This is a genomic window from Corynebacterium sp. PCR 32 (assembly GCF_037464985.1).
In the GTDB taxonomy this organism is placed as follows: domain Bacteria; phylum Actinomycetota; class Actinomycetes; order Mycobacteriales; family Mycobacteriaceae; genus Corynebacterium; species Corynebacterium kroppenstedtii_D.
This window is the reverse complement of record NZ_JBAHVL010000003.1, coordinates 38,686-62,959: the sequence shown is the minus strand read 5'-3', so window position 1 is coordinate 62,959 and position 24,274 is coordinate 38,686. Positions and strand designations below refer to the sequence as shown.

The 24,274-nt window shown below is 56.8% G+C and carries 28 protein-coding genes; 22 read left to right on the top strand and 6 right to left on the bottom strand.

The genetic code is table 11. The features are described 5' to 3' along the window. Positions 1 to 6 precede the first annotated feature (6 nt). Genes rplB through rpsQ form a run of 7 tightly spaced genes read left to right on the top strand, consistent with a single transcriptional unit; the run spans position 7 to position 3,194 of the window. Positions 7 to 849, top strand: coding sequence for a 50S ribosomal protein L2 (gene rplB / locus V5S80_RS05360; RefSeq protein WP_395169745.1), 843 nt, complete (start codon positions 7 to 9; stop codon positions 847 to 849). A gap of 15 nt (positions 850 to 864) precedes the next feature. After that, positions 865 to 1,143 carry a 30S ribosomal protein S19 gene (gene rpsS, locus V5S80_RS05355; protein ID WP_012732440.1) on the top strand — a complete coding sequence of 93 codons (279 nt, stop codon included), beginning with the start codon at positions 865 to 867 and terminating at the stop codon, positions 1,141 to 1,143. Positions 1,144 to 1,146: 3 nt separating this feature from the next. Further along, a complete protein-coding gene (rplV, locus tag V5S80_RS05350) occupies positions 1,147 to 1,509 on the top strand; it encodes a 50S ribosomal protein L22 (protein ID WP_395169744.1) in 363 nt (120 codons plus the stop codon). Next, positions 1,509 to 2,264, top strand: a complete 756-nt coding sequence (gene rpsC, locus V5S80_RS05345; RefSeq protein ID WP_395169743.1) for a 30S ribosomal protein S3 — start codon at positions 1,509 to 1,511, stop codon at positions 2,262 to 2,264. Before rplV ends, rpsC begins: the two co-directional genes overlap by 1 nt. A gap of 2 nt (positions 2,265 to 2,266) precedes the next feature. Then, entirely contained in the window at positions 2,267 to 2,683 is a 417-nt protein-coding gene (rplP, locus tag V5S80_RS05340; RefSeq protein WP_395169742.1) for a 50S ribosomal protein L16, read from the top strand. Further along, the gene (gene rpmC / locus V5S80_RS05335; protein WP_395169741.1) at positions 2,683 to 2,913 is read left to right on the top strand and encodes a 50S ribosomal protein L29; all 231 of its coding nucleotides are present in this window, start codon (positions 2,683 to 2,685) and stop codon (positions 2,911 to 2,913) included. The genes rplP and rpmC overlap by 1 nt, the downstream gene beginning before the upstream one ends. Next, the gene (rpsQ, locus tag V5S80_RS05330; protein ID WP_012732435.1) at positions 2,913 to 3,194 is read left to right on the top strand and encodes a 30S ribosomal protein S17; all 282 of its coding nucleotides are present in this window, start codon (positions 2,913 to 2,915) and stop codon (positions 3,192 to 3,194) included. The genes rpmC and rpsQ overlap by 1 nt, the downstream gene beginning before the upstream one ends. A gap of 426 nt (positions 3,195 to 3,620) precedes the next feature. Here the strand turns inward: rpsQ and V5S80_RS05325 are convergent, their stop codons facing one another. The 4 genes from V5S80_RS05325 to V5S80_RS05310 all read right to left on the bottom strand — a co-directional run bounded on the left by V5S80_RS05325 (position 3,621) and on the right by V5S80_RS05310 (position 7,233). Then, the gene (locus V5S80_RS05325) at positions 3,621 to 4,508 is read right to left on the bottom strand and encodes an ABC transporter permease (protein WP_395169740.1); all 888 of its coding nucleotides are present in this window, start codon (positions 4,506 to 4,508) and stop codon (positions 3,621 to 3,623) included. Further along, positions 4,501 to 5,292 carry an ABC transporter permease gene (locus tag V5S80_RS05320; RefSeq protein ID WP_395169739.1) on the bottom strand — a complete coding sequence of 264 codons (792 nt, stop codon included), beginning with the start codon at positions 5,290 to 5,292 and terminating at the stop codon, positions 4,501 to 4,503. The genes V5S80_RS05325 and V5S80_RS05320 overlap by 8 nt, the downstream gene beginning before the upstream one ends. Next, on the bottom strand, positions 5,289 to 6,332 hold the full coding sequence (locus V5S80_RS05315) for an ATP-binding cassette domain-containing protein (RefSeq protein ID WP_395169738.1): 1,044 nt from the start codon (positions 6,330 to 6,332) through the stop codon (positions 5,289 to 5,291). Before V5S80_RS05315 ends, V5S80_RS05320 begins: the two co-directional genes overlap by 4 nt. 151 nt (positions 6,333 to 6,483) lie before the next feature. Next, complete coding sequence (locus tag V5S80_RS05310; protein WP_395169884.1) at positions 6,484 to 7,233, bottom strand: GNAT family N-acetyltransferase; 750 nt, start codon at positions 7,231 to 7,233, stop codon at positions 6,484 to 6,486. Positions 7,234 to 7,326: 93 nt separating this feature from the next. Here V5S80_RS05310 and V5S80_RS05305 point away from each other — a divergent pair, with 93 nt between their 5' ends. After that, positions 7,327 to 8,682, top strand: coding sequence for a SidA/IucD/PvdA family monooxygenase (locus V5S80_RS05305; RefSeq protein ID WP_395169737.1), 1,356 nt, complete (start codon positions 7,327 to 7,329; stop codon positions 8,680 to 8,682). 73 nt (positions 8,683 to 8,755) lie between these two features. Here V5S80_RS05305 and V5S80_RS05300 read toward each other — a convergent pair whose 3' ends face one another. Then, positions 8,756 to 9,523, bottom strand: coding sequence for an SDR family oxidoreductase (locus V5S80_RS05300; RefSeq protein WP_395169736.1), 768 nt, complete (start codon positions 9,521 to 9,523; stop codon positions 8,756 to 8,758). A 525-nt stretch (positions 9,524 to 10,048) separates the two neighbouring features. Between V5S80_RS05300 and V5S80_RS05295 the strand changes: the two genes are divergently transcribed. From V5S80_RS05295 to V5S80_RS05250, 10 genes are all read left to right on the top strand, one after another. Next, a complete protein-coding gene (locus V5S80_RS05295) occupies positions 10,049 to 10,507 on the top strand; it encodes a hypothetical protein (protein ID WP_395169735.1) in 459 nt (152 codons plus the stop codon). 16 nt (positions 10,508 to 10,523) lie between these two features. Continuing rightward, positions 10,524 to 10,712 (top strand): helix-turn-helix transcriptional regulator, encoded by a 189-nt coding sequence (locus V5S80_RS05290; RefSeq protein WP_395169734.1) that lies wholly within the window; start codon positions 10,524 to 10,526, stop codon positions 10,710 to 10,712. Between the two features lie 212 nt (positions 10,713 to 10,924). After that, entirely contained in the window at positions 10,925 to 12,382 is a 1,458-nt protein-coding gene (locus V5S80_RS05285) for an FAD/NAD(P)-binding protein (protein ID WP_395169733.1), read from the top strand. A 19-nt stretch (positions 12,383 to 12,401) separates the two neighbouring features. Then, on the top strand, positions 12,402 to 13,010 hold the full coding sequence (locus V5S80_RS05280) for a GNAT family N-acetyltransferase (RefSeq protein ID WP_395169732.1): 609 nt from the start codon (positions 12,402 to 12,404) through the stop codon (positions 13,008 to 13,010). 19 nt (positions 13,011 to 13,029) lie between these two features. Continuing rightward, positions 13,030 to 14,409: a lyase family protein gene (locus V5S80_RS05275; RefSeq protein WP_395169731.1), complete on the top strand. Its 1,380-nt coding sequence runs from the start codon at positions 13,030 to 13,032 to the stop codon at positions 14,407 to 14,409. Between the two features lie 61 nt (positions 14,410 to 14,470). Beyond that, positions 14,471 to 15,664 carry an MFS transporter gene (locus tag V5S80_RS05270; RefSeq protein WP_395169730.1) on the top strand — a complete coding sequence of 398 codons (1,194 nt, stop codon included), beginning with the start codon at positions 14,471 to 14,473 and terminating at the stop codon, positions 15,662 to 15,664. Positions 15,665 to 16,034: 370 nt separating this feature from the next. Continuing rightward, complete coding sequence (locus V5S80_RS05265) at positions 16,035 to 16,739, top strand: TetR/AcrR family transcriptional regulator (protein WP_395169729.1); 705 nt, start codon at positions 16,035 to 16,037, stop codon at positions 16,737 to 16,739. Continuing rightward, positions 16,732 to 18,141, top strand: coding sequence for an MFS transporter (locus V5S80_RS05260; protein ID WP_395169728.1), 1,410 nt, complete (start codon positions 16,732 to 16,734; stop codon positions 18,139 to 18,141). The genes V5S80_RS05265 and V5S80_RS05260 overlap by 8 nt, the downstream gene beginning before the upstream one ends. Before the next feature lie 101 nt (positions 18,142 to 18,242). Further along, positions 18,243 to 19,088 (top strand): TrmH family RNA methyltransferase, encoded by an 846-nt coding sequence (locus V5S80_RS05255; RefSeq protein ID WP_395169727.1) that lies wholly within the window; start codon positions 18,243 to 18,245, stop codon positions 19,086 to 19,088. A 16-nt stretch (positions 19,089 to 19,104) separates the two neighbouring features. Continuing rightward, the gene (locus tag V5S80_RS05250) at positions 19,105 to 19,878 is read left to right on the top strand and encodes a TSUP family transporter (protein ID WP_395169726.1); all 774 of its coding nucleotides are present in this window, start codon (positions 19,105 to 19,107) and stop codon (positions 19,876 to 19,878) included. Positions 19,879 to 19,999: 121 nt separating this feature from the next. On the opposite strand, the gene V5S80_RS05245 is transcribed toward V5S80_RS05250, so the two are convergent. Then, positions 20,000 to 20,647, bottom strand: a complete 648-nt coding sequence (locus V5S80_RS05245) for an isochorismatase family protein (RefSeq protein ID WP_395169725.1) — start codon at positions 20,645 to 20,647, stop codon at positions 20,000 to 20,002. Positions 20,648 to 20,864: 217 nt separating this feature from the next. On the opposite strand from V5S80_RS05245, the gene V5S80_RS05240 reads away from it, so the two are divergent. From V5S80_RS05240 to rplE, 4 genes are all read left to right on the top strand, one after another. Then, entirely contained in the window at positions 20,865 to 22,820 is a 1,956-nt protein-coding gene (locus V5S80_RS05240) for a siderophore-interacting protein (protein ID WP_395169724.1), read from the top strand. A 191-nt stretch (positions 22,821 to 23,011) separates the two neighbouring features. Continuing rightward, positions 23,012 to 23,380, top strand: coding sequence for a 50S ribosomal protein L14 (gene rplN / locus V5S80_RS05235; protein WP_395169723.1), 369 nt, complete (start codon positions 23,012 to 23,014; stop codon positions 23,378 to 23,380). Then, entirely contained in the window at positions 23,381 to 23,695 is a 315-nt protein-coding gene (gene rplX / locus V5S80_RS05230; RefSeq protein WP_012732417.1) for a 50S ribosomal protein L24, read from the top strand. 2 nt (positions 23,696 to 23,697) lie between these two features. Further along, a complete protein-coding gene (gene rplE / locus V5S80_RS05225) occupies positions 23,698 to 24,267 on the top strand; it encodes a 50S ribosomal protein L5 (RefSeq protein WP_395169722.1) in 570 nt (189 codons plus the stop codon). Positions 24,268 to 24,274 lie beyond the last annotated feature (7 nt).

Below are 24,274 nucleotides of genomic sequence, written 5' to 3'. Positions count from 1 at the left end.
TAAGTCATGGCTATTCGTAAATACAAGCCGACTACGCCGGGTCGCCGCCAGAGCTCTGTCTCCGGGTTCGATGAGCTCACTCGCTCTACCCCTGAGAAATCTCTGCTGCGCCCGCTGCACAAAACCGGTGGCCGCAACGTACACGGCCACATCACCACACGCCACAAGGGCGGTGGACACAAACGCCAGTACCGTCTGATCGACTTCCGTCGTAACGACAAAGACGGCGTGCCAGCCAAGGTCGCTCACATCGAGTACGACCCCAACCGCACGGCCAACATCGCACTGCTCCACTACTTCGACGGCGAAAAGCGCTACATCATCGCGCCTCGCAACCTGAAGCAGGGCACCGTTGTTGAATCCGGCGCCAACGCTGACATCAAGGTTGGAAACAACCTGCCACTGCGCAACATCCCGACCGGTACCACCATCCACGCTGTGGAACTCAAACCCGGCGGCGGTGCAAAACTCGCCCGCTCCGCCGGCTCCTCCATCCAGCTGCTGGGTAAGGAAGGCAAATACGCCATCCTGCGTATGCCGTCGACCGAAATTCGTCGCGTCGACGCCCGCTGCCGAGCAACCGTCGGCGAAGTCGGAAACGCAGAACAGATCAACATCCGCTGGGGTAAAGCCGGCCGTATGCGCTGGAAGGGCGTCCGCCCAACCGTCCGCGGTGTTGTCATGAACCCCGTCGACCACCCACACGGCGGTGGCGAAGGCAAGACCTCCGGTGGACGCCACCCGGTCTCCCCATGGGGTCAGCCAGAAGGACGCACCCGCAAGCCCAATCGCCCGAGCGATGGCTTGATCGTGCGCCGCCGCCGCAGTAACAAGAACAAGAAGCGCTAAAGGAGGTAGTTGAGAATGCCACGTAGCCTTAAGAAAGGCCCCTTCGTCGACGAACACCTCCTTTCGAAGGTGGACGCACAGAACGACAAGGGCACCAAACAGGTCATCAAAACCTGGTCTCGCCGTTCCACCATCCTTCCCGATTTCATCGGCCACACCTTCGCCGTCCACGACGGACGCAAGCACGTGCCGGTGTTCATCGACGATTCCATGGTGGGCCACAAGCTCGGCGAGTTCGCACCCACCAAGACCTTCAAGGGTCACGTCAAGGACGATAAGAAGGGACGTCGATAAGCAATGGCTGATACCGTAACATCAGCACGCGCCACAGCCCGCTACGTCCGCGTCACCCCGATGAAAGCCCGCCGCGTTATCGACCTCGTCCGGGGGAAATCCGTCTCGGAAGCACTTGACATCCTCAAGTACGCTCCCCAGTCGGCCTCCGAACCGGTCTACAAAGTTGTGGCCTCCGCCGCAGCGAACGCGGAAAACAACTTCGGCCTTGACCGAAACAGCCTCGTCATCGCACAGGCATGGGCCGACGAAGGACCAACCATGCGGCGTTTCCGCCCACGCGCACAAGGACGCGCATTCCATGTCCGCAAGCGCACCAGCCACATCACCGTGGTCGTCGAAAGCCAGAAGGGAAGTGCTCAGTAGTGGGACAGAAAATCCACCCCTACGGCCTCCGGCTGGGAATCACCTCTGAGTGGCGCTCACGCTGGTACGCCGACAAGCAGTACGCCGATTACCTCGCTGAAGACATCAAGATCCGCGACTTCCTGTCCAAAGGACTCGAGCGCGCCGGCATCGCCGATGTAGTCATCGAGCGCACCCGTGACCGCGTCCGTGTCGACATCCACACAGCGCGCCCGGGCATCGTCATCGGCCGCCGTGGAGCTGAAGCCGACCGCATCCGCGGGAAGCTCGAAAAGCTCACCGGCAAACAGGTTCAGCTGAACATTCTTGAAGTCAAGAACGTCGATGCCTCTGCACAGCTCGTTGCACAATCCATCGCTGAGCAGCTATCCAACCGTGTCGCATTCCGCCGCGCCATGCGTAAAGCCATCCAAGGCGCCATGCGTCAACCACAGGTCAAAGGCATCAAAGTTGTATGCTCCGGCCGCCTTGGTGGCGCCGAAATGGGCCGCACCGAGCGCTACCACGAGGGACGCGTTCCGCTGCACACCCTGCGCGCCGAAATCGACTACGGAACCTTCGAGGCCCACACCACCTTCGGACGCATCGGCGTCAAGGTGTGGATCTACAAGGGTGACGTTGTCGGCGGTCGCCGCGAAAGCTTGATCAACGCTCGTGACGATCGTGCAGGCCGCCGTGGCGGCGGCCGCAACGACCGCCCGCGTCGTGGTGGTGGACGTCGCCGTCGCGCCGCAGAGCAGAAGCAGGAGGGCTAAACATGCTTATTCCTAAGCGCGTTAAGTACCGCCGCCAGCACCGTCCCACCCGCCGTGGTGTGTCAAAAGGCGGCAACCGCGTGACCTTCGGTGACTACGGCCTCCAGGCCCTCGAGCCCGCCTACATCACCAACCGCCAGATCGAGGCAGCCCGTATTGCCATCAACCGCCACGTCAAACGTGGTGGCAAAGTATGGATCAACATTTTCCCGGACCGCCCCCTGACCCAGAAGCCACTCGGCGTTCGTATGGGTTCCGGTAAAGGCCCCGTGGAAAAATGGATTGCCAACGTCAAGCCAGGCCGCATCTTGTTCGAAATGAGCTACCCCAACGAGGAAACCGCCCTCGAGGCGCTCCGCCGCGCTGGTGCCAAGCTCCCCTGCAAGGTGCGCATCGTGAAGAAGGAGGATCAGTTCTAATGGCTACCGGAACCCCGGCCCATGAGCTCCGTGAGCTCTCCGCTGACGAGCTCACCACGCGCCTCCACGAGGCGAAGGAAGAACTGTTCAACCTTCGCTTCCAGAACGCAACCGGCCAATTGGCCAACAACCGCCGCCTCGGAACGGTGAAACGCGACATCGCCCGCATCCACACCGTTATCCGTGAACGCGAACTTGGCCTGTCCAGCGCTCCGGGAGATGAGGCGTAATGAGTGAGGCAACCGTGAACGATAAGAAGAAAAAGGGCATCCAGAAGGTCCGCATCGGCTACGTCGTCTCTGACAAAATGCAGAAGACCATCGTCGTCGAACTCGAAGACCGCAACCAGCACGCCCTTTACGGCAAAACCATCCGCACCACCTCCAAGGTGAAAGTGCACGATGAAAACGAGACCGCAGGCGTGGGCGACCGCGTCCGCATCGAAGAATGCCGCCCCCTGTCGGCGAACAAGCACTTCCGTCTCGTCGAAATCCTGGAGAAGGCCAAGTAACCTTCCCACCCCGGCATCACCGGCGAGGACGACCCTAGCCGCGCCCGCAACCATGCCGGCGCGGCTTTGCCGTACCCTCACAACAACACGCCAAACGCTGCGAGTAGATTCCTCGGACTACACAGACAACCACGCACACCTGGAACCCGGGCACCCCAGCCTCCGCGACATCACAGGAACGACATCGCCCCAGATGGACACACCACCGGACACTGGGCACACACCCTGATCAAACGGTCAACAGGCCAGCCCACCACCAACAAGTTTCTACGGTGACGTATCCACAGAGAACACAGACACCTACCAGAACACCGACGTTCTAACAGGTGACCAGCACCCAGCCTGACGTATCTCCTGGACACGATGAAGAAGGTACTGGCAGACGCAACCACAAAGAACCACATACGTGGACTCGAGGAGACCACACTACGTCATATTTCGACAATGGCGGGTTGTTGTCCACACCGCGAGCACACTGGAGACAACCATCACACCAACAAACCACACAGCCGACATAGCAATCGCCTCGGACGCATCATTCAGCGAGAGATTATCAGCCAAAGCCCCACCATTGAGCGCGATCTCTGCCTCAATGATATGAGTCACTGGATTATTACGAGCGAACCACTGAAGGCCAGAAACAAACGCAGTAGCAGGAACGAACCCAGCCGACAGGAACAATGACACCATGAAAATAGGCGCCACGATCATGGTGCCGTCAGGACTGGAGACACCAAAACCGAGAGCCAACACCAAGGTTGCTGTAAAAATCGCCCCAGCGAGAATCGCAACCACCAGCCATCCCGCCGCCGACCACGTATGAATCCGCATTCCGAAGGCAAACGACACGATCAACGAGGGGAAGCTCGCCAGGATGGTCCGCCCACAACTAAACATCCATTCACCAGCAACAAGAGGACCAAAACCACTCGCGCTGGTGGAGGTGCGGGCGACAATACCGGATTGCCGCTCACGGACAATTTCCGCACTGTTCGCAGGGATATACAGCCATTGCGAGCCAAGGATCATCATGACGACCAAGGGGAGAAGATCCACATTGTTGAGCCCTTGAACCTTCGCGATGAGATCCCCGAAGAGAGCCCACTGGAAGATAATCATCAAGATAGGGGTAAAAAACGTGCCAAACATGGATGATCGTGTGCGGACGAAACGTCGAAACAGGCGCATCATGTGAGCCCACGCAGCGTGACCACGCCGGGGTGGCACCTGATCGGGGTGTAGAGCGGCTGGGGCTGACGCCGATACAGACGTTAACCGTGACGACACGGGAGAGGATGCATTGATTTTAGACATGAGACTTCCTCGAGATCGCTGCGAGAAAACCAACAATTCCCGCGACTAGAAAGACGACGATCCAGCAGAGAGCTTCGATACCCGTCGAGCCTGGAGACTGGCCGTCGAGAAGGAACCGGGCGGTATCAATCATCGTCGAGAGGGGCAGGTGCCTGATGACGGGGCGAACGCCATCAGGAAGGGCATCCGCGGGGACGAAGGCGGTAGACAACATCACGATGGGGATCGTCAGACCTTGGAACATCAGCGATGTGCTCACCGGGTGTTGCGCAAGCAGACACAGCCCGTCGCACATCGCGCTGATAGCCAGAGCCATACCGACCGTGAGAAGAACAAGCAGGAGAAGATCGACGGCACCTCCACGGAAACGCGCTCCGAGTAGTGTGGTGAGCAGAATAACCGGGACGATGGAAATCGCAGCTCGGGTAAGATCTGCGAGCAGTCGCCCACCGACAAGAGACCAGTCCGGAGCGGGCATGGTCCGGATCCGCGCATGAATGCCATCCTCAGCATCTTGGGCGACGGCGAGTGCAGAGCCGCCCGCGGTGAAGATCAGACCTTGAAGGATACCCGCGGGGAGAAGGAACGTGGGGTAGGTGATGCCGTAGTTTTCCGTGGCGCGTGAAAACGCCCCGTAGAAAATAGCCACGAAGATCGCCGGAATAACAAAAATCGAGGGTAGGACTGCTTTATTCCTGATGACGCGTTTACAGTCGCGTGACCACACGGAGAGGATAGCTGTCGAACTGCTCATTGATCGGCGGTGAGAGTTTTCAGCGCTCATTTGTTGGCGGCTCCTGGGGTCTGACTGGCCGCGTGGGACGCGTTCGTGGGGTGAGTAGGGGGTGTATTCGCTCGTGCGATGTCCCCAGAGTCTGCGACGGCCATGTAGACGTCTTCCAGCGTTGGGGGGATCAGAGCCGCGTCGGTGATATCGTCTTCAGAACCATCCCAGAGGGAGAGTGCCCGGACAAGGGATCGATGACCGTCGGGTGCATCGAGCCGGATAGTGGTGTCGTCGTGGACAGCGGTGAACCCGTTGGCGGCGGCGACCTCGGTAAAGCGTTTAGCGAGCGACGGATCACGGAACGTCATGGTGACAGCAGACGAACCATAGCGGGATTTGAGTTCTGCAGAGGTGCCTTCGTCGAGGACACGGCCGCCGCCGAGGACGACGATACGGTCAGCGAGATGGTCGGCCTCGTCGAGGTACTGGGTCGTAAGCAGAATGGACGTACCTTCAGTTTGGAGATCGTGAACCATTTCCCACACTTCGTTGCGGCTGGCTGGATCAAGGCCGGTGGTGGGCTCATCGAGGAATAACAGTGGCGGTTGGACGGTGAGTGAGGAGGCAATGTCAAGCCGCCGCCGCATACCGCCAGAGTAATCGGAGACGCGGCTGTGAGCGGCGCGCTCAAGACTGAAGCGTTGGAGTAGTTCAGTGGCTCTGGCTGTCGCAGCGCGTCTGGATAGGCCAGCAAGTGTTCCGAAGAAGACGAGATTTTCGTGGCCGGTCAGCATGTCATCGACGGCCGCGTATTGGCCCGTGAGCGAGATAGAGGACCGTACACCGGCGGGGTCTGAGGTGACGTCATGTCCATTGATGGATGCGTTCCCGCCGCTGATGGGGATGAGAGTGGACAGCGCATTGATGAGGGTGGTTTTTCCTGCACCGTTAGCGCCGAGAACGGCGAGGACCTCACCGCGTTTGATGGATAGTGTGACACCTTGGAGGACTTCTTTTTTGTTTTTTCCGGTGCCGCGGTGGCAGCGGAGGTCCTGGACGCGTAAAGCGTAATCATCGGGAGAGTCAGATGGTGACATAGGTTGACCTGTCTGTTGCAGTGGTATGGATTTAGCTCATGCTAGATCAACCTTATTAAAAATTAAAACTATTAATAAATGTGGAGTAATGACCCGACATTTCTACTGCACAAAGAACAAGTCCAGAGACAGAATAGCCCCAGAATGGGGGCTACCTCCTATGGTCGTGGGGAATAGTAACGAGTCGCCGTGTGGCGTCATCTGTTGTGGGGTACCCCAAGAGGCGCACTCGGCGATCAGGGCGCTGTTGCCGCTCACCTGCATCAACCCACCCTGTCTTCAGCGTGATATGAGGGATCTTTTTGTTACGATAGTCCGGCTCAATGACGATGAGATCACACATGGGATCCCCAGAGAGAAGTGCGTTACGAAGCTCAGTGAACAGGGGCGGAAAAATGCCGCGCCCCGTCTTGTCGACGTCACCCACAGCGATATGAAAACTAAGGTCATGCGGTTGCGAGTGGTAAACGTGACTAATTTCATCGCGGTGGGGTCGATAAATCTCCATATAGCCACACTCGCACCCATCAAGAAGAAGAATGAGGGGCACTGAGTAGGTGCCGGAAAGCTTCGCTTGCCAATCGCGCTTCCATCGCTCCGGCGGCCATGGTTGCTCCCATGTGTCCACAAGATGAGGCGAGTTCATCCACCGCGAGACTACCTCTGGATCATGCGTGGCGGGGTTGGCGGCCCGGAGTGTGAACCGCCCACCCAGGTGTGGGATCTGAGGAGGGGAGGAAAGCACCCCTGAAGGGGGAGTGTCTCGACGCAACCGGGGGAGGCACTCGTAGATGTCCTCGTCACTGAGGGGATATAACCCCGATGCGGCCCCGGGGGGGCTCGCCGGTCTGGTGGTAGAGGGGTGGGGGTGGCCGTCGTCAGGCGTCGGTAGGTTCGGCATGGCGCAGGGAAAGCTCCGGTGTTTCACGCGTTGATTATTTAAAGGTAGGCTAACCGTAACACACCATATTCGAACAGGGAGAACATAATCACAGTGAAAACACTGGTTACCCTAGGCGCAGGACCGAAAGCCGTGGCAGTCGCTGCGAAAGCATACGCGCTAAAATCACTGGGCTACGAGGTCCCCACCATAACCACCGTCGACCCACGGGGGGTCGGAGCACACTGGGTCTCTGACGGCGGATGGACGAACGGCCACCACCTCCTCGGAACTCCACCAGACAAGGATGTCGGTTTCCCCTACCGGACACGGCTCACACAATCCCCACAGGAAAACCTGCACATCGACGCCGCACTGACGGAATTGAGCTGGATGCGCTACCTGATATCGCAGGACACCTACGCAGAATGGATCGACCGCGGGCACCCCTGCCCGACCCATGAAGAATGGGCCCAATACTTGCAATGGGTAGCCCACACGATTGACATGGCAGTCGTACCGGGGCGGATCACTGCGATACGCGCCACCCACACCAATCGCGGCGAGGGTACCAGCGGGGAACCCACACAATGGGAATGTGAGATCGCCCTCAACGACGGCGGAACCACCATGCTCAACGCTGACGGGGTGATGATCACCGGACCCGGCCCCAGTACCCGACGGCTCAGTGACGCCCCAGGGGTTCTATCCATCTCTGAACTGTGGAAACAGATGGAAGACGGCACCTTCCCCCTTCGACAACGAGTTGCCGTGATCGGTAGCGGCGAATCCGCAGCAAGTGTGGTTGACCAACTAGCACACATGCCATGCGACGAAATCACGATATATTCGCCCGCACCAACGGTGTACTCCCGAGGCGAAAGCATTTTTGAAAACAGGCTATACACCGACCCCACGCAATGGCGGACACTCACCCTTGATGAACGCCGAGACTTTATACGCCGCACCGATCGCGGCGTATTCTCCCAGCGTGTACAGAACACGGTGAAGAACTATGGGAACATTAACCACCAGCGTGGCCGGGTCACCGACATCACACCCCACGATGGTGCGCTGATACTACACATCCAGGACAATGACCTTCCCACCGCTGCCGCGACGGCAGATATTGTTGTGGACGCGCGAGGAGCAGACCCCCTATGGTTCACGGAGCTCTTCCCGAACCAGACCTCCCAGTGCTACGCCGAACACATTGTCACAACAGGGACTGTGGAACAGATTGCAGAGAACATTGGCACCCACCTGCACGTCGCGCCGCCACCGTGCCATCAGGATGGTGTGTCACCAGCGCCGGTCGCCTCGGGCACCCACGCAGACTCCGAGCCCTGGCTCTTCCTCCCCACACTCTCCGCCCTGTCACAAGGACCCGGATTTGCAAACCTGAGCTGCCTCGGGGAAGTCTCCGACCGAATTCTGGGGGCTTATGACATTGCGCACCACACCCCGTAGGCAACGAACACAGGCTGCGGGCGCAGAACGCAGGTCCACACTCATCGACCGCCGTCCGGCATCGTCGCGCCCGTCACCTGTCTAACGTTGCACCACCATCAACACGCAGATCATGCATGACAATATGGCGCGCACTATCCGAGACGAGATAAAGACACGCCCCCGCAATATCCTCAGGCTGAGCAAGGCGCTGCAGAGGAATTCCCAACCGAAACTCGCTAGGCGTACCAGCGACCACCTCGGCGGAGTTATCCTCCCCCGACGGCCACATTCCACACAGCATGGGCGTGAGGGTCGAACCCGGCGATACCACATTCACCCGCACCCCTCGAGGCGCGCATTCCAAACCTAGGTTCCGCGCCCACGCCGTCACCGCCGCCTTCGACGAACCGTACGACCCCATCCCCGTACGTGGCGTCGTCGCAGCATTCGAGGAAACCACCACGATGGCGCCACGTTGACGCTCACACATGCGTCGCGCAACCTCGGAGCACACGTGCACGGCACCAAACATGTTGACCTCAAAACTTGCTCGCATGGCATCGGTATCACCATCCAGGGCAGCGTCTGCCCGCAAGATGCCAGCCGTGTGAATGAGGGCGTCAATAGGGGCCCGCTCAGCTTCAATGCGACCAATAACGTCATGTGTGGACGTGATATCTGTGACGTCAAGGCTGTAATCCGGGGGAGTGGTACCGGCCGTGGCCGCGATATCCACGGTGGTCACGCGATAACCTGCATGATGGGCAGCCGCAACCACGGCAGTCCCAATGCCACCGCATGCGCCGGTCACGACGCAATGACGGCGGGTTGTCGTGGAGCACTCGTCAGTAGTAGTCATGACTTATCGCTTTCGTGAAAAATAGTGGCCCACGCATCAAGTGTGGGGGCGTCAATAAGGTCGGCAGAATCGGCGTCCCATCCCTGGTGTCGTGCCCATGTGATGATCTCGACCACGCTCGATGTTGATAGCCCGTGTTCGGTGAGATCAGCGACGGGGGACAGTCTCTCTCTCCTGGGATAGTGAGTGCTGATGCGACTCGGGCATGGAGTTCGTCGACAAAAATGCGGGGATGGAGAACTGGTTTACTCGTATTCACTGGTGGCTCCTTAAATACCTTCACTGACCATCACACCCAATGGCAGTGAACGCAGTGTAGCCTAACTGTAAAACGTTGGCATGAGAGGGTGTGCCTACTCTCATGATGTGTCCGTGATGGAGGGGGTTAGTTTTTGCTCCTGCCGGATATGCTGTTTCAACTCCATTGTGGGACCCTTTCTGCGCCCACCTACGTCAAGCACGCTTGACTGTAAAAGAAGCTTTACATATGGTGACAGGGGCAACCCACCACAAGGAGTGAGAACCATGGAACCCACTCGTTCCCATATTGGACGACCACGCTTCGGCGGCAGCGAGAAAACACTTATCCTGCTCTCATTACTATGCGGTGTGAGCTCCGCGACAGCACTTGGAACGATCGCCGCATGGACACCAACATTTCGTGCCCACCCACTTCTCGCTATCGCCATCATCACAGCCTGCCTTGCGCCAGTACTCACCGTGACAGCATGGGGACTCATGGTCGACCGACGAACACTCGACGGAGCCGTGGAGCAACCCGAAGAATCCATCGAAAACCACTGGTACGCCCAGGCTGCCGAAGATGCATTCCATCTTGCCCTGTGCTCAGTGGGAGCGCTCGGAGTCACCTCCATATTCTGGAACTTTTCGATAAAAGCCTCGACTCTTGCTATCAGCCTCGGCGCGCTGTTCACCGTCGGGTTCGCACTGTCATATAACATCCACAAGCTCCGCCAGAAATAACAGGTGCAGGCGCCCAATGGACAACAGACTTAAACAGCTACGCGACGATCACGGACTATCGCAACAACGCCTCGCCGACGCCGTCGGGGTATCGCGGCAGACCATCATCAGTATTGAAAAAGGCCGCTATGACCCTTCCTTAACGCTAGCCTTTCACCTGGCCTCCCAATTTCACTGCCATATAGAAGACATCTTCACCCCTTAAGCATCTGTCACAGCGCCTTGCACCCATGCACTGCCCCGACCGTAACCTTGCCAAAATATCGACAGCGGTGACCCACAACCAGGGGATAAACACCCTGTGACATACACGGCAAAAGATAGGCAAAAGACCAGGCAAAGACAATAACTGAACCTGCCGTAAAAATTCTCACGCCTCCAGTTGCGAGAGCACACGCGGAGAGTCATACTTCGTTTGTGAACGTGAAGTCACCCAAAAAAATCGCCTTGATAGGGTGTGGGATAGGCGGCACACTCATCCTCGAACACCTATACTCGGCGCTCGCAAAATACGCGATACGTGATACGTCTGACGTTGAAATTACGATATTTAATCCCGAATCGACCTTGGGGGCAGGTCTAGCATTTGGTGCAGATCTGCCAACAGCAGCAATCAATACAACCTACAATCGCCTCAAGACGATTGGATCCGGCGACAATTCGTTTGAAACCTGGATTACCTCCACCAACCGTCTCGCGACATCGCTCGATGACAGCCCCATACCACGTAGCTACTATGGGGCATTTTCCAAATTCAAATGTGACAACGTTATCGAGGCTCTACGACGCTACGTCAAGGTCAGCGTCCGTAAAGAAAACGTTAAAGATATGTCACCATGGCAGCCCAACGCCCTGTCAATAGAAACGGCAAGCGGAACCACGGAAACAGTAGACATCGCTGTCCTCGCAGTAGGGACGTGGCCAAAACCACCCCTCCCAGACGCCATTCCTTGCTATCCGTTGACAGGACTACTTGACAAGATGTCTCATCCATGTCGGCACAATGTCGTCATAGCTGGAACAAGCCTCTCCGGTGTCGACGCGTGCATCACATTCGCTCAACAGGGCCTACCCACCACCCTCATCTCCCCGAGCGGCAAGCTCCCATGGGTCCAGACTGCCGAGGCGTCATCAATTCCAGCCAAAAAACGATACCTCACAAGTGAGACCATTCACGGCTTAGACGAGTGCGGAAAGCTCAATGGTCAAGCCATGCTCGACCTCATGGACTCTGAATGCCAATCGTCGGGAACAACCCTCAATGACATTCTCGACGGCCAAGGATATGACGATCACTGGGACAACCCGAATACCGGCTCAATCTACAACCGACTGTATGACAAGTTTTGCACGCTAAATGACGTGCTCAATGCCGCGTACGCACGATTGCGCCCGGAGGAAAAATTAATCGTCGACCGAACCCTCAACGGCAACTGGCGTCGGTTCCGATTCCGAATACCCTACAACCGGTGGAAACAACTAAAAAACTTTGAAAAATACGGCCTCGTCAATATCGTCAAAGGAGATATACGTAGGGGTAGCACCGAGATCATCAATGATGATACGTGTCTGATCGATGCACGAGGATTTAGCACAGCCCTCGCGGATGTTCCATTTCTCTCTAAAATGCTAGGGCATGGCCTCCTTCAGTGTAACTCTCGAGGAGAAGGATTGTGGGATCCCATGACTGGCGCGATGCTAGCGTCCGATCACCGACCATCCTCACATATATTCGGAATTGGAAGCGTGACCAGCGGGTCAAACCTCATTACGTCGGCACTTGACGTCATGGATTGCCAAGCGAAAGTGATAGCACGAACACTCGCTGAAAATATTGTGAACTTCCGCATATCTGACATTGCGGAAGCCGTTTAAAAAAGGGGGAGGATAGTCCATGAAAGAGGCACATGAATTACAAGGCCACAATGTCGTTCTTACGCCGCTTTCCCTCGAACACGAGGAAGGCTTAATCTCGGCCGTTGAGGATGGGAAGTTGTGGGAACACTGGTACACAAAAGTCCCATCCCCAGACACAATGAAACAAGCTATCATTGGCCATCTCGACACAACATCACCCACGCCTAAGCAGATGTACACCGTATGTGATATGAGCGGAAAAATATTAGGCATGACTGGTTTTCAGTCTATTGATTCAGAAAACCGACGGATGCAAATTGGCTATACATGGTACCGTAAATCAGTTCACAATTCATTCGTGAACAGCGAGTGCAAACTTCTACTATTGGACTACGCGTTCAGTGAATGTTCTGCCTTGTCCGTGTTCTTCACAACGAACTCCTTCAACCATAAAAGTCGTCGAGCATTAGAATCGATCGGTGCTCACCTTGACGGCATCATCCGCAACCATCAAATCCTCCCCAATGGCCTCGTGCGAGATACATGCCTGTACAGCATACTCGTTAATGAATGGCCCGCTGTCAAACACCATCTCCAGTATAAAATTGAGCAGAAATCGGTGACACACGATGGCCAAGAAAAATGAATATCGTAACTATACCCTCATGGACACAGCGTCGGCTGTTTCCCTTCGTAAAGACGCACTATTAGACGACCACAATTTTCGCTCCATCATCGCGGCGCTGACGGATGCGGATCGTCGAGCCTCAACACAGTCGATCGTTTTTAACGACTATCTATTTTTTCAGCGGTTCATGTTGAAAGAATATGGTGACCTATATAACAATGTTCATATTGGTCGATCTCGACAAGATATCTTAATAACCTGTCAAAGGATGAACCTCAGGACCTCCCTCATCGACCTCCTTGCTCACTTAAGCTCGCTTCGAGCCGCGATCCTTCAGTTCGCTCAGGATCATCTCGACGATGTGGTCCCAAGCTTCACCAACGGAGTACAGGCACAGATTTCCACCGTTGGCCATATTTTCTCTGGATATGAAATTGGCTTCGCCCGCATTGCACGACGTATTTTCGACATATTCCCTCGAATGAATACATGCCCGCTCGGATCCGCGGCAATAGCTGGCACCAGTATCCCCCTTGATCGCGGATACTTGTCAGAGCTATTAGGATTTGAGACCCCGTCCCGTCACACGTTTGACGCAGCACAGCTGTCACCCATCGGTATGGATATGGAGGTTGTTGGCATTATCGAGGCCATCGCCCTCACCGTCGGTCTCATAGATCAGGACATCCATGGGCAATATCACCACCCACGCCCCTGGTATGTACTTGACGGTAAAAACGTCACCCAACCCAGCACACTGATGCCCCAGAAGCGAAATCCCGTTGCGCTTAATCACATACGTATGGATGCAAGCCGAGTGCTGGGCTCCTGTGCATCCGTTCGTTTTCTTCACCACAATGCGGCTAGCGGCCTCACTGATCATAAGCGTGAAGATTCCTGGGAGGCCCTCAACCTTTGTTGCGACCTTCTTGATCGCTTTACCCATGTTATTTCACAACTTAAGTTCGACTCGGCTGCCGCGGTACACATGATTAACTCGGAATATTCAGCCGCATCAGAAGTTGCGAACTACCTATTTCTTCATAGTCATGTTCCGTTTAAGACAGGACATTCGTTTACCAGTAAACTTGTGGACTACTGTAGGCTGAACCAGCGCTACTTCCATGAGCTTGAAAACAATGAACTCGATGAAGTATATCGCCAGGCGGTAGGCAAAAATGACGCGGCCAACTTCCCATTACGTGTTGAGGAATTTCGCGGAGTTGTTCACCCGAGTGAATTAATTAAAAAGTACTCCGTCCTCGGAGGTGCTCACCCTTCCGAAGTTCGAGATTGCCTTGCCCACGGGACGTCATTGTTAGATCGAGACGACATCGACATGAGGACGCTAAAGGAGAAAGAACAGAAATGGCCTGTAAAACTTAGTGACACAGTGACTGATTTACTGGCTGCCTAAGCTGACTTGTACCCGTGTAGTAAAAAAAGAGTACCGTCCATCATCATCTAGGATGTGGTGTATGCTGCGTAAGCCAGAGATACCGATCTTCTTATTGGGGATGTGTTCGCTCCTTAATCTTTATTCGACTCAGCCGATCCTCACTGATCTTGCCCGATGGAGTGGCCACACACCAGGAGTCGCCGCCTGGACAATTAGCGCCACCACACTCGGCGTCGCCCTCTGCGCCCCCCTCTCCGGCGCCCTGTCCGACGCATACGCCAGAAAACGCGTCATGCTCATCGCTCTCGCCATCCTCACCCTCACCACCCTGGCCTGCAGCACCGCACCACACTTCACCATCCTCCTCACCCTCCGATTCCTCCAAGGACTGGCCACACCCTTCATCTTCACCGTCGCCGTCGCCTACATCTCCGAAGAATTCACCCACACCGCACGCATCAACAGCCTCTACGTCGCCGGCACCGCCTTCGGCGGATTCGCCGGCCGCCTCTTCGCCGGCCTCCTCACCGACGCCACCGGATCATGGCGACTCTCCTTCTGGGCCAACGCAGCCATCATCGCCCTTACCTTCCTCACCGTCGCCTACGTCCTCCCCACAGAAACACACTTCCACCCCACCCCATCCACCATGACCTCACTACGTGGACTCGGCAGCCACCTGACCAACACCCCCATCCTCGCATCCTGCTTCATCGCCGCCGCCCTCCTCTTCCAACAAGTATCATCCTTCACCTTCGGATCGCTCTACCTCGCCGGCGCCCCCTTCCACCTACCAGCAACCACCGTCAGCGCCATCTTCGTCGTCTTCCTCCTCCCCACCATCCTCACCCCACTAGGCAGCCGCCTGATCTCCTCACAAGGACACGCCACCACATTCCGACTCGTCACCACCATCACCCTCATCGGAATGGCAATCTCCCTCATCCCCACCATCCCCACCATGGTGATCGGCCTGGCATGCTCCTGCGTCGCCGTCTTCCTCGGCCAATCCTGCGGCACCAGCTTCGTCGCCACCCACGCCCACCACCACACCTCAGCCGCCGTCGGCCTCTACACCTTCTCCTACTACCTCGGCGGCGCACTCGGCTCCCTCATCCCCCAACCCGCCTACACCACCTGGGGATGGACCTCCACCGTCACCATCATCACCATCCTCACACTAACCAGCCTCACCATCGCACACCGATACTGGACACACCCCACACCCACCACCCCAGACACCACACCCGAGAATCGGGATCATCGCCTGTAGGGAACCTGGTACGGGTCATCCCGTTTACACAAACAACTCTTCGGTGGCGGCCAGGTGGGCGGGGTCCTATTTGCACATTCTCCGTGGGAAATTCTCGCCATCCTTCGCCATGAGGTCTTCTGGTGTGCTCGCCCCGCCATCTCATTTCTTGTCGCTCAGTGAGTGATGTGGTGGGGGTGGAGACTGTCCGCCTTCACTCTCAAAATAGACAGTTGTCTTATTTGTAGATATGTGTATAGTAACGGTGTGAGTCACCACACTACGTGGGGATCTGAATAAGAAATCCAAAAATGGCGAGCTGACGTGCGTCAACGACCAGGTGGCATGGAAAGAAACGGCAAGATTCAATGTCCTAGAGGAAGGTAGTTGTATGGATGAACGGTTTATCGCTCGACGGAACCGGGAAATAAAGAGTCGAGAACGTGAGTTAATCGAGATCGCGCTCGGCCTTGCTAAGTCGGAGGGGCTCCACAAGGTGTCCCCGGGGGAGGTGGCAAAACACTCTGACTACTCGCGCGCAACGGTGTACAAGCTCTGGTCCTCCAGGGAAGATCTACTCGCCGCGTGCGCCATTCGTAGTATTGACATGCAGATATCGATGTATAAAAAAATTCTTCCTCAATGGGATGACCACGCCGCATCACTTTTAGTGTTTTCATTGGGATACATATGGCATATTCGAAACAATTCCACCCTATTTCAGCTGAGCCTCATCGGTAGGTCAGCTGAAAACCTCGCCAGCTGTGCAGAAGAGACGCGACAGCGGCGTCTCGCTGCGGAAAAGGAACTTGCTGAACTCATTATGTCTGTAGTTGATATGGATAGTGGGGAACGAATTTACGTTGGTGATATCGCTATCCTTGACGCCGTCAACACCGTTCGAGCTATGACTACTGGGTTTGGAATCTTTTCAACAAATAATGGAAAGTCTGCCTGGGGCGATGAGTTAACGGATATACACGCCGCCACACTGATCATTAAGGTGATGTCAGGTTTAGGGTGGAAAGTTAATCACCTTTCCCTCGACTCTATTTGTTCACAACTAAAGAAACAGCTGGAGGCCGTAGATGACTAATACACCATCGACGTCGCACCCACAAGGAAAAGTCACCAATCCATGGTTGGTCCTCACCGCCCTATGTGTCGGATTTTTCCTAGTTATGGTAGATCAAACTATTGTTGCAGTGGCCACTCCCGATATGAAAGAGGATCTGAAAGCATCCTATAATGAAGTGATCTGGTTCGTTAGTTCTTACCTTCTCACATTCTGTGCGCCATTACTTCTATTTGGAAGAATTGGGGGAAGGATTGGCCTACGAACAGCATTTATTATTGGCCTACTCTTATTTACTTTAGGATCATTATTATGCGGACTCTCCGCCTCGCCTGACCAATTGATTGGTTCTCGAGCAGTGCAAGGCTTGGGGTCAGCTTTGATCCTTCCGCAATCAATGACCATCATTTCGCGAGTGTTCCCCCCAGAATCCCGGGGAAAAGCAATGGGAGTCTGGGGGTCAGTCGCCGGAGTCGGCTCATTAGTCGGCCCACTAGCTGGAGGACTCATTCTAGAATGGACATCGTGGAACTGGATATTCTTCGTTAACGTCCCAATTGGAATCATCGCAATATTCTTAACCTACACCTGGATCCCACATATTTCCCCTATAGGTGGCGGCCGAGACATCCCCGGGGCAGTACTTTCGGTCCTAAGCTTGGGGTTACTGGTCTACGGGTTACAAGAAGGGGAAGTGCGAGACTGGGACACCCTGGTCTTTGTCATCATCGCCGCCGGAATCATGTCGTTGGGCATTTTCATCGCCGTCGAATACACGAGCAAAGACCCCTTACTGCCACTCCGTTTATTCCGATATAACAACTTTGGTTACGCCTCCGTCGCCATCATGACTATGGGCTTCGGAATTACAGGGTTTGCCGTCCCCTTTATGCTCTACGCCCAAACAGTTAGACATTGGTCCCCCATAGAGGCTGGGCTGTTGATCCTGCCAATGGCTGTTGCCGCAGCCATCCTGGCCCCCGTTGTTGGCAACCTCGTCGATACTAAACATCCAGCAGCAATTGCAGCAGTTGGCTACCTATCCATGCTAATAGGTTCCCTCTTATTGGGCGGAGTTCTTGACGTGTCAACCTCACTGTGGATTCTCATCGGCGTCTTCGTAGTTCTCGGCCTCGGAAACGCCTTCGTATGGGCCCCCACGTCAACAGTCGCATTACGTGATGTTCCCACCATGGACGCAGGCATAGGGTCTGGTGTCTATAACACGTTCCGTCAGCTTGGCGCAGTAATCGGCTCCGCGGCCACGGGTGCCCTGCTCCAGAATCGCGTGGACGACATCCAACCATCCCCTGCGATGGCCCACGACTACGCTCGAGCATTCGGCGAATCGATTTACCTCTCTGCAGCAGTGTTCGTCCTCGGCGTTGTCGCAGTACTCCTATTCCGCCGCCAGAAAGCCTAATAGGGGAGCGCATAGCGGACGAACGGCCCCTCAACACCCCCCACAATGAGGGGCCCACGGGAACACCACGGCTCCCACCGCCTCCTTTTATACTTCTTACTATGATGAACTCACCACAGGACCCTGTTGACGGTACAGCCCCCCGTGACGTGAGCACGGTCATTAACGACCCCCATCACGACATTCCCCGTCGGATCGTTAACATCCTGCGAGACCATCGCGAGCACCCCACCACGATCCTGATCGACGACATCGACAACATTCAGCAAGCAACGCGAAGCGGAATCCACATAGAAAGCCTGTACGCCAGCGAGGGCACACCAGACGAAACAATCACCGAGATCCACAACCTCGCAGGTGAAGCCCCCGTGCACATCCTATCCCGGTCGGTCATCGACAACCTGTTCGGTAAAGAAAAACGCACCCGCATTTTCGCACTAGCACCAGCGCCACAGATCACACGCCTGGGCGACCTATCCACGACAGACGGCGACATTATCGTCCTGGACGGCGTGCGCCTCGTCGGCAATATTGGCGCCATCACCCGCAGCGCAGTGGGATTCGGCGCATCCGCCGTCGTACTACTAGACAGCGGCCTTGCCAACGCGTACGACCGCCGCCTCATCCGCGCCAGCAGAGGACTGGTATTCTCCCTACCCCTCGTCCTCGCCACACCACAGGAACTCCTCGAGTACGTCCGTCAAGAAAAAATCACTGTTGGCACATTCGCCGCACGTGCCACGGACAACCTGGAAACCCTCAGCACCATCCCAGGACGGATGGCCATCATCCTCGGCAGCGAACGACACGGCGTCTCCGACACGATCACCGCCAACGCCGACCACACCTACTCCATCCCCATGTCACCCCACATCGACTCCTACAACGTCTCAGTCTCAGCAGCGATCGCACTCTACGAACGCAATCGGCGCACAACAACCCACTAAACCTCAGGGAATCCTCATGTCTCCAACAGTTTTTACCCTGCTTCTTGGTGGGTCACTCGCAGCCGGGTGGGTTGATGCTGTCGTCGGTGGGGGAGGGCTCATCCTCATCCCATTAATCATGATTGTCAATCCAGGGTTCTCCACTGCGCAAGCACTCGGCATCAACAAAATAGCAGCACTCTTCGGGACAGGAAGCTCTGCGATCACCCTCACACGGAACACTCCCTCCGCCCTGACGGCACTCCGGTACGCCCCCCTTGCCATCACCGCATCCATAGGAGGCGCGCTACTTGCATCAACCATCGACAAACAGGTCATCCGGCCAGTCATTATCGTGCTCCTAGTGGCCGTCGGCTTCTTTATTCTGCTGCGCCCAACATTTGGACAGTCCCCCCACACAACCCTCGCCCCCGCTCCTCACCGATGGGCAGGACTTCTCGCCCTTATCGCAGCTATCAGCACCTATGACGGGGCCTTCGGCCCAGGAACCGGCCTCTTCCTCATCCTCAGTTTCACTTCTGTGCTGGGCACCGACTTCATGGTCAGCGCAGCGTGGGCAAAGATCATCAACGTGTGCACCAACCTAGGCGCACTCCTCGCCTTCGCTGTCCAGGGGGACGTTCTGTGGCTTCTGGGACTCGCACTCGCTGTTACAAACATTATTGGTGCACAAATTGGCGCCCGGATGGTCGTGGGACGAGGAACACGCTTCGTGCGCATCATCATCCTGATGGTGGTTGTCGTGATGGCAGGAAAACTGACGCTCGACCAACTGGGCCCCATTCACTAACCCACGAACCCCTCATCTCCCCATTGACGCCCACCACTACTGCCCGATGAATCGGTACCACAGCGGGGTCAATGCGCACCAATAACCTGACCACCACGGCACAAACCCTGCTAACCACGGATTACCTACAGGGCTGTCCGTGATCCTCCAAACCGCTCACGACGTCAGCAGTATCGATTACCCGTCCGCACCGTCGCGCTACCCAATTGATCGTCGCAGCGTGATCATCGCGGGTGAAATCAGCAATGGCATCGCGAACAATGAACGGCTGAATATCATTCATGAACGCATCCACCGCGCTCACACCACATCCCATATGCCCATACACGCCAGTAATGATCAGCTGATCCCGCTTCGCAAAAGCCAACGACTCCCGAAGATCCGTACGGGAAAACGCTGAATACCGCCACTTCGTAATCACATGGTGATGGGACATGGGTGTGAGATCAGCGATGATGCCCGCCTCATCGTCCGTTTGAATACCCTGCCCCCACAACTCCCGGAGAAGGCCGCGTCGATACTCCTGCTGTTCCGGAGGTTGTGCCGTGTAAAAAACCGGCACATTGGCCTCATCGGCACGGGCAATCAACTGCTTAATATGCGCCACGACGGCGGAAGCTGGTTCCTCGGCGGGGCTATACGCAGACAAGAAATAGTTCTGCATATCATGAACCAACAGCGCAGCGCGACCCGAATCCAACTCCCAATCAACAGCAGGCTTCACATCTAGAGGCGGAATCGAGTACGGCGCGATCGGTGGGATTGCCACAGTTAAACTCTCCTTCGGGATAAGCGGTAGTGAAGCTCCACCAGAGAGACCTATCTAGGGGAGATTCGCACGCTTCCACAGTAGTAAATTAGGCTTGCCATACTGAATGGTAGATGGACTTCCGCCCGGGGGGAATCGCCGCCCCCGAGATGGGGACAACCACCCACGCCACTTTCCGACTATCCCGCACTGGTCACACTTTTGAATTGGAGCTTCCGTGACACGCAACACCCGACATCACGACATTTTCCCCATGACCCTCCGGGAGATCACCGTGACCCACGTCGACGACATCACACCCGGAATGCGTCGCATCACCTTCACAAGCACCCAATTCAACGCTCACCATCAGGGCGATGACCATATCCCACCACTAGTAAGCACCGGATTCGACGACGACGTCCGCCTCATCTTCCCCCACCCGGACACCGGCGACCGCCCCGCCCCCCGATCACTCGGCAACGGACGACTGGAATGGACCGCCGACATCAACGAACTATTCCGCACCTACACCATCCGCCGATGGAAACCCGACAAAGGTGAAATAGACATCGACTTCGTACGCCACGGCGCCGGCCTCGCAGACACCTGGTCGCAGACCGCCACCCCCGGCGACAGCATCTATATGGTCGGGCCAAAGAACTGCGGGGGCCTCCCAGAAGGTGTTGACTGGATACTGCTCGCCGGAGATGACACCGCCCTCCCCGCCATTGGTCGGTGCCTCGAAAGCTACCCCTCCCTCCACGCTGTCGCCTTTATTGAAGTCACAACCCCAGAGCGCATCCAAAAGCTCGACATCCCCTCACCGAATGTCGAACTCCACTGGGTTGTACGCTCCAACGGAGACACCCTTGACGAGGCACTAGCAGCCTTCACCTGGCCAGAAGGCACCCCATACGTATGGTGCGCGGGCGAAGCCAGCCAGCTACGTCGGATACGCACACTCATCAAAGAACAAGGTGTCAAACCAGAGCACACACAGATCACCGGCTATTGGCGCGACGGCCAACCATCACCACACCCAGGGGCGAGCATGGTCGCAGCCACCACACGCTTAGCGACGATGGCTAATATCGCACCCGCTTTCGCCGTACGAGCAGCAGCAGACGCGGGTATCTTTACCGCCATCGATGACGGAGTGACCACCCCCGGGCCCCTTGCCGACATCACCGGATTCGCACGCAGCCGACTAGTGCGGTTCATGCGGTACCTCGCCGCCATGAATCTCGTGACCATCGGGAACGAAAGCTCAGGAAGCAGCCAGCGCACCAGCAGCGACAATAATAACAATCAGACCACCGTCGACCACGCCACCCCAGAGGGACAACTTGTCTACGGACTGACCCCACTCGGTATGGAACTTGCTGATCCCCATTCGCCCGCGAGTGGATATCTCTCCGGGTTCGGTGCCATGCAGGCACTATCATTCATCCACCTGGGGGAGGGGCTGCGCACAGGCAAGCCTGTCGGATTGGGCGCCGACGGCCGCACCCTAGCCCACTGCACGAACACCAACCCCGGGCTGGCCCACGGGCTCGCAGCAGGAGCGAACCTTCGCATGGGATGGCTAGCCCCCGCCGTTGCCACAGGACTCGACCTCTCCGGAACCTCGACGGCGATGGTGATCGGGCCAGGCGCGGCCGTCCTCGCCGACGAACTCACCCGCACCAACCCGTCGTTGACAGTGACCATCGTGGACCATCCCGACCGTAAGCAGCTCAACCTCGCAGAAATCAGCGACACCCGCCGTCCACGGATATCCACCGCCGAGAGCATCTCAGATGCGGATGTCGTCATTATCCACGACCCATGGGGCGAAGACATCCCCACGCCAGAGGTCGACGATTCAGCGTCCCGCGCTCACCTCACCAATGGTGCACCCGGTAGCGTCGCCTCCGACGGGGCAGACCCGGCGGGGGACGCCCCTGCGGTCTTCTCCGCTCTACCGGACAGTGTGTCCACGGTCGTCGTCGTCACCCAGATCCTCCTCGACGACGGCACGGGCGACAACGCAGACTACGAAGCCGACCTCCAAAGAATGTTAGTGTCTGGCACCTCCATCCCCACGGAGCGCGACGTTCACACCGCCCTTTGCAACGCTGGCTTTGTCATAGAAAATCGACAGCCCGTCGGATGGGGGCCAATCCGATTCATCGCGCGCAGGGTTGGATGAACGACCCCCATATGTCATACTGTTCAGGTTGTCTGTACGAGGTGCACCCACCACAAGGTAGTGCTCGCGCGCCCCACAGGGGCCACGCAACGATCCAGTGGTGACAAGCCCATCATAGAAGCAGGCAGGACCAGGTGCGTACGGGTCGGAAATCCTGCGCACGAAGCAACAACCAGGTCTAGGAGACTCTAGTGATTCAGCAGGAATCGCGTCTGCGAGTCGCCGACAACACCGGTGCACGAGAAATCCTGTGCATCCGCGTGCTCGGCGGTTCCACACGCCGCTTCGCTGGTATTGGTGACGTCATCGTCGCCACCGTGAAGGAAGCAACCCCCGGCGGAAACGTCAAAGCCGGCGACGTCGTCAAAGCCGTCATCGTCCGCGCCAAGAAGGAAACCCGCCGCCCGGACGGCTCCTACATCCGTTTCGATGAGAACGCTGCCGTGATCATCAAAAACGACAATGAGCCACGCGGGACGCGTATCTTCGGGCCAGTTGCCCGCGAGCTGCGCGACAAGAAGTTCATGAAGATTGTCTCGCTCGCCCCGGAGGTGCTCTAAATGAAGATCCATAAGGGCGATACCGTTATCGTTATCTCCGGCCCGGACAAGGGCGCAAAGGGCAAAGTCATCGAGGCCTACCCGAAACGCGACAAAGTCCTGGTTGAAGGTGTCAACCGCATCAAGAAGCACGTTGCCAATTCAGCACCAGAGCGTGGCGCGGAGTCGGGCGGCATTGTCACCCAAGAAGCTCCCATCCACGTCTCCAACGTGATGATCATCGATGCTGACGGTAACCCGACTCGCGTCGGCTATCGTTTCGACGAGAACGGCAAGAAGGTCCGTATCTCCCGACGTACCGGGAAGGACATTTAACCATGAGTGAGAACTACACCCCCCGTTTGAAGACTCGGTACCGCAGCGACATTCGCGACTCCCTCAACAAGGAATTCGAATACGCGAACGTCATGCAGATCCCGGGCATCACCAAAGTCGTCGTCAACATGGGTGTCGGCGACGCCGCTCGCGACTCCAAACTGATCAACGGTGCACTGGACGACCTCACCCTCATCACCGGCCAGAAGCCACAGATCCGCCGCGCAAAGAAAGCTATCGCTAACTTCAAACTGCGCGAAGGCATGCCGATCGGTGCGCGCGTCACCCTCCGTGGCGACCGCATGTGGGAATTCCTCGACCGCCTCCTGACGGTTGCCCTCCCACGTATCCGCGACTTCCGCGGCCTATCCGACACACAGTTCGACGGCCACGGCAACTACACCTTCGGCCTCTCCGAACAATCCATGTTCTACGAGTTGGACGTCGACAAGATCGACCGCCCCCGAGGCATGAACATCACCATTGTCACCTCGGCAACGAACAACGAAGAAGGACGCGCCCTGCTCCGCGAGCTCGGCTTCCCCTTCAAAAAGCAGGACAACCACAACTAAAACGGTT

Coding starts and splice junctions, on each gene's coding strand:
- rplB (WP_395169745.1), top strand. CDS start 7: ATGGCTATTCGTAAATACAAGCCGACTACGCCGGGTCGCCGCCAGAGC.
- rpsS (WP_012732440.1), top strand. CDS start 865: ATGCCACGTAGCCTTAAGAAAGGCCCCTTCGTCGACGAACACCTCCTT.
- rplV (WP_395169744.1), top strand. CDS start 1,147: ATGGCTGATACCGTAACATCAGCACGCGCCACAGCCCGCTACGTCCGC.
- rplP (WP_395169742.1), top strand. CDS start 2,267: ATGCTTATTCCTAAGCGCGTTAAGTACCGCCGCCAGCACCGTCCCACC.
- rpmC (WP_395169741.1), top strand. CDS start 2,683: ATGGCTACCGGAACCCCGGCCCATGAGCTCCGTGAGCTCTCCGCTGAC.
- rpsQ (WP_012732435.1), top strand. CDS start 2,913: ATGAGTGAGGCAACCGTGAACGATAAGAAGAAAAAGGGCATCCAGAAG.
- V5S80_RS05325 (WP_395169740.1), bottom strand. CDS start 4,508: ATGTCTAAAATCAATGCATCCTCTCCCGTGTCGTCACGGTTAACGTCT.
- V5S80_RS05320 (WP_395169739.1), bottom strand. CDS start 5,292: ATGAGCGCTGAAAACTCTCACCGCCGATCAATGAGCAGTTCGACAGCT.
- V5S80_RS05315 (WP_395169738.1), bottom strand. CDS start 6,332: ATGTCACCATCTGACTCTCCCGATGATTACGCTTTACGCGTCCAGGAC.
- V5S80_RS05310 (WP_395169884.1), bottom strand. CDS start 7,233: ATGCCGAACCTACCGACGCCTGACGACGGCCACCCCCACCCCTCTACC.
- V5S80_RS05300 (WP_395169736.1), bottom strand. CDS start 9,523: ATGACTACTACTGACGAGTGCTCCACGACAACCCGCCGTCATTGCGTC.
- V5S80_RS05295 (WP_395169735.1), top strand. CDS start 10,049: ATGGAACCCACTCGTTCCCATATTGGACGACCACGCTTCGGCGGCAGC.
- V5S80_RS05290 (WP_395169734.1), top strand. CDS start 10,524: ATGGACAACAGACTTAAACAGCTACGCGACGATCACGGACTATCGCAA.
- V5S80_RS05280 (WP_395169732.1), top strand. CDS start 12,402: ATGAAAGAGGCACATGAATTACAAGGCCACAATGTCGTTCTTACGCCG.
- V5S80_RS05275 (WP_395169731.1), top strand. CDS start 13,030: ATGGACACAGCGTCGGCTGTTTCCCTTCGTAAAGACGCACTATTAGAC.
- V5S80_RS05270 (WP_395169730.1), top strand. CDS start 14,471: ATGCTGCGTAAGCCAGAGATACCGATCTTCTTATTGGGGATGTGTTCG.
- V5S80_RS05265 (WP_395169729.1), top strand. CDS start 16,035: ATGGATGAACGGTTTATCGCTCGACGGAACCGGGAAATAAAGAGTCGA.
- V5S80_RS05260 (WP_395169728.1), top strand. CDS start 16,732: ATGACTAATACACCATCGACGTCGCACCCACAAGGAAAAGTCACCAAT.
- V5S80_RS05255 (WP_395169727.1), top strand. CDS start 18,243: ATGATGAACTCACCACAGGACCCTGTTGACGGTACAGCCCCCCGTGAC.
- V5S80_RS05250 (WP_395169726.1), top strand. CDS start 19,105: ATGTCTCCAACAGTTTTTACCCTGCTTCTTGGTGGGTCACTCGCAGCC.
- rplX (WP_012732417.1), top strand. CDS start 23,381: ATGAAGATCCATAAGGGCGATACCGTTATCGTTATCTCCGGCCCGGAC.
- rplE (WP_395169722.1), top strand. CDS start 23,698: ATGAGTGAGAACTACACCCCCCGTTTGAAGACTCGGTACCGCAGCGAC.